The organism is Herpetosiphonaceae bacterium, assembly GCA_036374795.1.
Taxonomy (GTDB): Bacteria; Chloroflexota; Chloroflexia; order Chloroflexales; family Kallotenuaceae; genus LB3-1.
The window spans coordinates 1-4875 of record DASUTC010000262.1; the positions used below are offsets into that span (position 1 = coordinate 1).

The window sequence follows — 4875 nt, forward strand, 5'->3', positions numbered from 1 at the left end:
CGGTGTAGAGCGCGCTCAGCTCGCGCACGAAGACGCTGATCGACCAGCCATCCGAGACGATATGATGCATCGTCACCAGCAGCATATGGTCGTCGTCGGCGATGCGCAGCACGGTGAAGCGGCAGAGCGGGCCGTACTGAAGATCGAAGGGCCGCAGCGCTTCCTCGTCGGTCAACCGCCGCGCCTCGTCCTCGCGCAGAGCGTCGGGCAGCGAGCGCAGGTCGATCACTGGCAGCGGCACGATCGGCGTCGCGGCGATCACCTGCACGGGCTGTCCCGCTACCTGGGTGAAGGTCGTACGCAGACTGGCCTGCCGCCTCACGATCTCGGTCAGGGTGCGCTCCAGGGCCGCCAGATCGAGCGAGCCGCGCAGCCGCACCGCCGCCGGGATATTGTAGGTCGCGGTGTTGGGCTCGAACTGATCCAGCAGCCAGAGGCGCTGCTGCGCAAACGACAGCGGCAGCGGGCCGTCCCACTCCACGGGCTGGATCGGCGGTGCCTGCACGCTGGGCAGACTACCCTTGAGCGCCGCGATACGCTCGGCCAGTTCCGCGACCGTGGGAGCCTCGAACAGGCCGCGCACGGGTAGCTCCACCTGGAACGCTTCACGCACCCGCGAGGCGATCTGCGTTGCCAGCAGCGAGTGGCCGCCCAGCTCGAAGAAGTTGTCGCGCGTGCCCACCCGCTCCACGCCCAGCACATCGGCCCAGACGCTCGCCAGCAGCTCCTCGATCGGATTACTCGGCGCGACGAAGCACTCGTCCAGCTCCGCCGCTAGCTCCGGCGCGGGCAGGGCCTTGCGATCGATTTTGCCGTTGGGCGTCTTCGGCAGCGTGTCCAGAAAGACAAACGCGCTCGGTACCATGTAGTCGGGAAGCTGTTTGCCCAGGAGCTGGCGCAGCTCGGCAGGGCCAAGCACCGAGCGCCGAGCATCGGAGTCATCACGCTCAGCAGATGGTTCCTGATGTGCCCGGAGGGCGACCGTTCTTGGTTCGATATACGCCACCAGGCGCTTCTCGCCCGGAGTATCCTCGCGCAGCGTGACCACCGCCTCGTGAACGGCCTCATGCTGGCAAAGCACGGCCTCGATCTCGCCGATCTCGATGCGGAAGCCCCGAATCTTGACCTGATGGTCGATCCGGCCCAGGATCTCGATCGTGCCGTCGGGCTGCCAGCGGCCAAGATCGCCGGTACGCACCATAAGCTGGCCGTCCTCGAACGGACACGCGACGAAGCGCTCGGCGGTCAGCTCCGGGCGGAACAGGTAGCCGCGCGAGACGCTCGCGCCTGCCACACAGACCTCGCCCGCGATGCCGATGGGCTGCGGCTGGTTGTGCTGGTCGAGGATGTAGATCCGGTTGTTTTGCAGCGGCGTGCCCACCGTAATCGGCTTGCCCAGGTCGCTCGCCCGCAGCACGCCGAGCGCGTTGATGTCGCTGATCTCGGTCAGGCCGTAGATGTTGACGATCTCGACGGCTGGACCAAGCTGGCCGAAGACCGCCTGAAGCAAGCGCTGCTCTAGCTTCTCACCGCCGATCAGCAGGTAGCGCAGCGCGTTCGGGGGCTGCTCCGGCGCGACCTCGTTCAACACCGCTTGCATGTAAGATGGCACCGCGTCGAGCAGATGCACCTGCTGCTCGTGCAGGTAGCGCAGCAGGGTGCGGCTATTGAACTTGACCGCATCGGGGATGATGTGCAGCGTCCGGCCAAAGATCAGCGTCGGGAAGATCTGGTTGACCGAAATGTCGAAGCTGATCGAGGTGATCAGGCCCGTCGTTTGGACCGCCGGATCGTTGAAGTAGGCGCGCAGACCGAAGACCAGATTGATCAGGCCGCGCTGCGTGACCATCACGCCCTTTGGTCGGCCCGTCGAGCCGGAGGTGAAGATGATATAGGCCAGGTGGTCGCCGTCCACGATCCGCACCGGGTTGCTGGTTGGCTGATCGGCCAGCAGCGGCCAGTCGGCGTCGAGGCAAAACACCTGCGCCTGATGCTCCGGTAGGCGCGCGACGAGCGCGGCCTGGGTCAGAATCACCGGCGCGCGGGTGTGGCTCAGCATATAGGCCAGGCGCTCTTGAGGATAGGCCGGGTCGAGGGGCACATACGCGCCGCCCGCCTTGAGGATCGCCAGCATGCCGACGATCATCTCCAGCGAGCGCTCGACACACAGCGCGACGAGCACATCGGGGCCGACGCCCTGCGCCCGCAGATAGTGCGCGAGCTGATTCGCCCGCGTGTTCAGCTCGGCGTACGTCAGTGCCGTGCCCGCGAAGACGATTGCGGGTACGTCGGGCGTGCGCGCCGCCTGGGCCTCGATCAGCGTATGCACGGCGGCATCGCGCGGATACTCGGCCTCGGAGCGGTTCCAGTCGACGAGCATCTGCTGGCGCTCGGCCTCTGTCAGCAGCGGCAGGTACGCGATCCGCTCGTTGGGATCGGCGACGATCACTTCCAGCAGCGCCTGGTAGTGGCCCAGCAGCCGCGCGATTGTCGCGGGCGCGAAGAGATCGGTGTTGTACTCCACCGCGCCGCTGAGCTTATCGCCCTCGTCGGTGACAAAGAGCGTCAGGTCGAAGCGCGACGTGCCGCTGTCGGTTTCGAGCTGCGTCAGCGTCAGCCCCGCCATCCTGGTGTTAGAGATCGGCGCACTCTCAAGCGCGAACGCCACCTGGAAGAGCGGATTATGGCTCAGATCACGCTCCGGCTGCAAGACCTCGACCAGCTTCTCGAAGGGCAGGTCTTGATGGGCGTGGGCTTCGAGCGAAACCTCGCGCACCTGCCGGAGCAGATCGCGGAACGTCGGATTGCCCGATAGGTCGCTGCGCAGCACCAGCATGTTGGCAAAGAAGCCGATCAAGCCCTGGATCTCGGCGCGCGTGCGGTTGGCGATCGGCGATCCCACCAGCAGATCGGTCTGGTGCGTGTAGCGGTAGAGCAGCGTCTTAAACGCCGCCAGCAGCGTCATAAACAGCGTCGCGTCTTCCTGGCGGCTCAGCTCGCGGATCTTTTCGCTCAGCGCCGCTGGAAGCTCAAAAGGCTGTCGCGTGCCGTTGAGCGTCTGCACGGCAGGTCGCGGATAGTCGCCCGGCAGCTCCAGAACCGGCAATGCGCCGCCGAGTCGTTTCGTCCAGTATCCTAACTCTTTGTCAAGCGCCTCGCCCTGCAACCACTGGCGCTGCCAGATCGCGTAATCGGCATATTGGATCGGCAGCTCCGGCAGCCGCGTCTGCTCCGGATTCGGCTCCCCGGCGACGTACGCCGCGTAGAGCTGCGCAATCTCCCGCACCAGCACGCCCGTCGACCATCCATCGGAGATGATGTGGTGCATCGTCAGCAGCAGAATATGCTCTTGATCAGCCAGCCGCAGCACGGCAGCGCGCAGCAGCGGCCCGCGATGCAGATCGAAGGGCTTTTGAGCCTCCTCGTGCATCAGGCGCTGCGCCTCGGACTCGCGGGTCTGGCCGGGTAGCGCGGTCAGGTCGATCAGCGGCAGGTCCAGCGTCAGCTCCGGCGCGATCACCTGGATCGGCTGGCCTTTGGCAGCGGCAAACGTTGTGCGCATCACCTCATGCCGCCGCACGATCGCGTTGAGGCTCTGCTCAAGCGCGATCAGACTCAGCGATCCGTCGAGCCGGATCGCCGCCGCAATATTATATGCCGAGCTGCCCGGCTCCAACTGGTCGAAGAACCACAGCCGCTGCTGCGCAAATGACAAAGGAATAAAGCCGTCGTCTGTTCTGCGAGGAATACGTTGCTGCGAAGGGGTGTCCAGGCCCTCTGCTTCAAGCATTGCCTCCAGCAGCGCACGACGATCGGCAGAGAGTTTAAATTTTGATTTGGAAGATTGACTCATCTCTCTCTCGCTTTCACCGCTCCCTTCTGGGGGATTGTGATTGGTCGACAAGCATGGTTTCGACTTCGTTATCGGACATTTGCGCGATCTGGAACAACAACTGCGCTGTCTTCTCGACGCGCGCCGGGACCGCCGCATGCCGTAATATTTCCGCGCTCAGCGTGCCGACTGTCGGCGCGCTAAAGACGCTACGCAGCGGCAGATCCACCTGGAACGTGTCGTGGATCTGAGCGATGATCTGGGTTGCCAGCAGGGAATGACCGCCCAGATCGAAGAAGTTATCATCGACGCCGATCTGCTCGATGCCCAGCACCTCACTCCACAGCGAGGCCACGATCTCCTCAAGCGGCGTGCGCGGCGCGACAAACGCGGCGTGGGAGTGCAGCTCCGGCGCGGGCAGCGCCTTGCGATCGACCTTGCCGTTCTCGGTCAGCGGCAGCGCGTCGAGCAGCACCAGCGCCGCCGGCACCATGTACTCCGGCAGGCGCGCTTTAAGGTAGGTTTCGAGTTCCAAGGTTCGAGATTCGGGTTTCGAGCTCCGTGTTTCGAGTTCCTGGTTCTCGGTTCCGGGTGCCATGTCCCAAGGATCGGCGTCTTGGTTCTCTACCACATAGGCCACGAGTCGCTGATCGCCCGGCGTGTCTTCCCGCGCGAGCACGACGACATCGCGCACGGCGGGATGCTCGGCCAGCACGGCCTCGATCTCGCCCAGCTCGATCCGAAAGCCGCGCAGCTTCACCTGCTGGTCGATCCGCCCCAGGAACTCCAGCGTGCCGTCCGCCAGATACCGCGCCAGGTCGCCCGTCTTGTACAGCCGCCCGCCCCCCGTGCCGCTGAACGGATCGGGCACGAACGTCGCGCCGGTCAGCGCGGGGCGATTAAGATAGCCCCGGCCCACGCCGTCGCCGCCGATGTACAGCTCCCCGTGCGCGCCCAGCGGCACCGGCTGCATCTGCCGATCCAGCACATAGAGCTGCGTGTTGGCGATCGGACGCCCGATCGGGATCACGCTCGGCAGGCTC

General features: G+C 65.1%; 2 protein-coding genes. Both read right to left on the reverse strand.

The features are described from left to right. Nucleotides 1-3790, reverse strand: a 3790-nt coding sequence (locus VFZ66_19400) for an amino acid adenylation domain-containing protein (GenBank protein ID HEX6291359.1), incomplete at its 3' end; no start/stop codon positions are given. A gap of 76 nt (nucleotides 3791-3866) precedes the next feature. Continuing rightward, a partial coding sequence (locus VFZ66_19405; protein HEX6291360.1) for a phosphopantetheine-binding protein occupies nucleotides 3867-4875 on the reverse strand: 1009 nt, incomplete at its 5' end.